Below are 4,457 nucleotides of genomic sequence, written 5' to 3' on the forward strand. Positions count from 1 at the left end.
GGGTGTAGGTGGTGGCGCCGGCATAGGGAGCCAGGTTGACCACATTCAAGGTACCGCCCAGGTTGGCGGTGCCGCCCACGGCCAGGGAGCCGGTGGTGGATGGGGTGATCACCAGGTTCAGCGCACCGGTGCTGGCGTTGGTGAAGTTGCCGGCCACGGTCAGCTTGCCACCGTCGGGCGTCACCGAGCCGTTGTTGACCAGCGAACCGACACTGCCGTTACCGGTCAGCCCCGCACCGTTGGCCACAGTGACTTGGCCGCCAAGCACCGCGCCTGGGTTGGCCGCGTTACCCACTTGCAACACGCCCTCTTCCACTGCCACGGTGCCGCTGAACGGCTGGTTGCCGGTCAGCAACAGCGCGCCTGCGCCTTGCTTGATCAGCGCACCCGTGCCGCTCAAGGTACCGCTGAACTGGCCATTGGTGCGTTGGGCGAACAACAACCGCGCGTTGTTGAGGATCCTGCCACGCAGGCTGGTGGTGGTGCCCGCCAGCGTACCGCCACTGACGGTGGTGCCGCCGGTGTAGGTATTGGCGCCAGTCAGCAGCAAGGTGCCCGCATCCAGCTTGTTGATGCCGCCGGTTCCCACCAGCGGTGCATCAATCTGAGCGGTCACGCCGGAATTGACCCGCACCGGCGCCAGGCTGCCATCCGCCGCATTGGTCGGGCTCAAGCTGCCGCCTGCGCCGGCGACCAGCGTGTAGCCGGCGTCCAGCACTTGCAGGCCAGTGAAGCCTTGGTTGCCGACCACGGTCACGGTGCCGCCCTGCCCGCCAAATACCGCGAACTGATTGGTGGACGCCTGCCCTTGGGTGCCGGTGGGGTCGGTCCAGTTGGTGCCTGGGCCCCAGGTACCGCTGCCGCCGCTGATGCTGCCATCAGGGTTGGTGGTGCCGCCGTTCCAGAACTGGATCTGCCCTGGGGTGGTTTGCACCACCAGGTTGAGCTGGTTGGCCAGCGCCGTTTGCAGGCTCAGGTTACCCAGTGCCACCGGCAAGGTGCCAAAGGTGAGGCCGTTATCGGTCAAGCTGCCGCCGTAGCGGAACAGTTGATACACGCCGACGCCGAAGCCGCCGGTATCGCTGACGTTGAGGGTGCCGTCCAGGGTCAGGTTGCCCGCCACGTTCACCGCTGTACTGGAGGCACCCGGCGCACCGAGGGCGAAGTCCAGGGTGGTGCCCGATGACAAGGCCAGCGAACCCACCGACAGCGGCGTCGCGGCACCGGCCTGGAGCACCGAGCCATCAGCCATGTTCACCGCACCGCCCAGGGTACCGCTGCCGCCGAGGGTCGCGCCGCTGGCAACTTGCACCGCGGCGCTGTTCAAGGTGCCGTTGACCAGCAGGCTGCCGGTGTTGACGTTGGTGTTGCCGGTAAAGGTGTTGTTGCCGCTGAGCAACAATGCGCCGGTGCCGGTTTTGTTCAACACGCCGGTACCGGTGAGGTTGCCGGTGTAGGTGCCGTCGCTGGCTTGCTCAAAGGTCAATGCCGCGTTGTTGGCGATAGCGCCTTGCAGGCTGGTGGTGTTGCCGGTGGTGCTGCCGCCGTTGAGCGTGGTACCGCCGCTGTAGGTGTTGGCAGCGGTCAGCAACAAGGCGCCGTTGCCATTTTTCACCAGGCTGCCGCTGCCGCTGACCACGCCGTTGAGGGCCAGGTCGTGGCTGCCGGCCAGGGTCAGCGGGCCGCCCAGGTTGAGGGCATTGGTCAGTTGCAGGTCGGTGCTGCCATCCAGTTGCGCCGCGCCGCCCACCGTCAATGCTCCACTGCCCAGGGCAGCATTATTGCCGAGGATCAATTGACCGGCGTTCAGGCCAGTGCCGCCGCTGTAGCTGTTGACGCCATTAAGCGTCAGCGCGGCGGCACCGTTTTTCACCAGGCTGCCGCTGCCGCTGACGCCACCATTGAGGGCCAGCGCGTTGCTGCCACCCACCGTCAACGCACCGTTGAGCACGGCCGCATTGGCCAGGCTGACCGCCGCGTTGCTGTCCAGGGTGGTACCACCGGTCGCCGTCAGGACGCCTGTGCCCAGGGCACTGTTATTGCCCACCACCAGGGTGCCGCCATTGAGCGCGGTACCGCCGGTGTAGCCATTGCTGCCGTTGAGCACCAGGGTGCCGCTGTCGAGCTTGGCCAGGGTGCCGGCGCCGTTGAGGGTTACGCCCAGGGTCGCGGTAGCGTTCGGGTCGACGCGCACCGCGGTGTTGCCGGTGCCGCCATTGACCAGGTTGAGCACCCCCGCCGTGCCGGAGCCCAGGGTGTAGCCATCGGTGACGAACTGCATGCCGGTGATGTTCTGCGTGCCATCCACCGTCACGTTGCCTGCCACGCCTTGGAACACCGCGAAGCTGTTGACCCAGCCCTGGTTGAGGGTGCCGTCGACATTGGTCCAGTTGGTATTGCCGGCGTTCCAGGTGCCGTTGCCGCCGTCAATCGCGCCGTTGCCGATCAGGCTGTTGCCATCCCAGAACTGCACGGTGGTGTTGGGCGCAGTCACCAGCAGGTTGACCTTGTTGGTGATCGCGGTCTGCACTTGCAGGTCGCCCGGCACCACGCTGCCTGGCAGTGTGCCCAGAACCAGGCCGTTATCGGTCAAGGCCCCGGTGTAGTTGATGAGGTTGTAGACGCCGCTGCCAAAGCCGCCGATATCGGTGACATTGAGGTTGCCGTCCAGGGTCAGATTGCCGCCGACATTCAGCAGGCCTGTGCCGCCACCCAGCACTGGGGTGCCGAGACCGACATCCAGGTTCGAGTTGCCGCCCAGCACCAACGAGCCCACCGACAACGTGCTGCCGGAGGCCAGGCCGATGTGCCCACCGTCGGCCACGGTCACCGCGCCGGCCAATGAACCGCTGCCGGCCAGGGTCGCGCCGCTGCTCACTGCCACCGTGCCGCTGGCCAGGGAACCGGTGACATTCAAGGTACCGCCGTTGACGTTGGCCGCACCGCTGATGGCGTTGGTACCGCTCAGGTTGAGCACCCCGCTGCCGTTTTTATCCAGGTTGCCGGCACCGTTCAGCGCGCCGCCAAAGCTGTTATCCAGGTTGCTGCCACCCACCGCCAGCGTGTTGCCGCCAGCCACCTGTACCACGCCGTCGCCGGCCAGGCTGTTGAGGTTGGCATTGCCACCCAGGTTGAGGCTGGCGCCGCTGCCGACAGTGACGCCGGAGGTGGTGCCCAGTGCACCATTACCCGTCGTGGTCACGCTGCCCGCCGCCACGGTCAGCGGGCCGCTGAAGCTGTTGTTGCCGGTCAGCAGCAGGTCCGCCGCGCCATTTTTGATCAGCGCCGCATTGCCAGCGAGCACACCGGCCAGGGTCAGGTTGTTGCTACCAGCGATAGTGAGGTCGCCATTGAGATTGACCGCATTGGCCAGCACCAGCGGCGTGCTGTTGGCCAGGGTCGCCGTACCGCCGACGGTCAACGCGCCCGAGCCCAGGGCTGTGGTGCTGCCGAGGGTCAGCGTGCCGGCACTGAGCGCCGTGCCGCCGCTGTAGGTGTTGGCGCCGTTGAGCGTCAGGTTGGCGCCACCGGCCTTGATCAACGAACCACTGCCGTCCACTACACCGTTGAGGCTCAGATCGTTGCTGCCGCCGACGGTGAGCGCGGCATTCAGGCTGGTGTTATTGGCCAGGGCCAACGCCGTGTTGGTGTCCAGGGTAGTTGCCCCATTGACCGCCAAGGCACCGCTGCCCAAGGCCGACGCATTGCCCAGGGTCAGGGAGCCGGCATTCAATTGCGTGCCGCCCAGGTAGGCGTTGGCGCCGTTGAGCGTGAGGTTGCCCGCGCCGGTTTTGGTCAGCCCACCGCTACCGCTGACCAGGCCGTTCAGGCTCAGGTCGGCGGTGCCCAGAATGCCCAGGTTGCCGGCCAGATTGACCGTGTTGGCCAGGGCGACCGCCGTGCTGCTGTCGAGGGTGGTGCCAGCGGCCGCGTTCAGAGCGCCACTGCCCAGGGCCGTGTTGGAGGCCAGGATCAGGCCGCCTGCGTTGAGTGCGGTTGGGCCGGCATAGGTGTTGTTGCCACTGAGGGTCAGGTTGGCGATGCCATTCTTGATCAGGCTGCCCGTGCCCGCCACGGTGCCGGCCAGGGTCAGGGCGTTGCTGCCGCCGAGGGTGAGGCTGCCGTTGACGTTGAGCGCATTGGCCAGACTGACCGCGGTGTTGCTGTCCAGGGTGGTGCCGTTGGCGGTGGTCAAGAGGCCGCTGCCCAGGGCACTGTTATTGCCGACCACCAGGGTGCCGCCATCCAGGGCGGTGCCGCCGGTGTAGCTGTTGGCACCGTTAAGCACCAGGGTACCGGTGTCGAGCTTGGCCAGAGTGCCGCCGCCGTTAAGCGCGACGCCCAGGGTGGCGGTGACGCCGGGATCGACACGTACGGCGGTGTTGCCGCCCACGCCATTGAACAGGGTCAGGGCGCCCGCTGCCCCGCCGGCCAGGTTGTAGCCATCGGGGACGAAC

The 4,457-nt window shown here is 66.9% G+C and carries 1 protein-coding gene; it reads right to left on the bottom strand.

Annotated elements, in window-relative coordinates; genetic code table 11:
- Positions 1-4,457, bottom strand: a 4,457-nt coding sequence (locus GIW04_RS28185) for a beta strand repeat-containing protein (protein WP_236479428.1), incomplete at both ends; no start/stop codon positions are given.

Source organism: Pseudomonas sp. PA-4-8C (assembly GCF_021606625.1).
In the GTDB taxonomy this organism is placed as follows: Bacteria; Pseudomonadota; Gammaproteobacteria; order Pseudomonadales; family Pseudomonadaceae; genus Aquipseudomonas; species Aquipseudomonas lactis.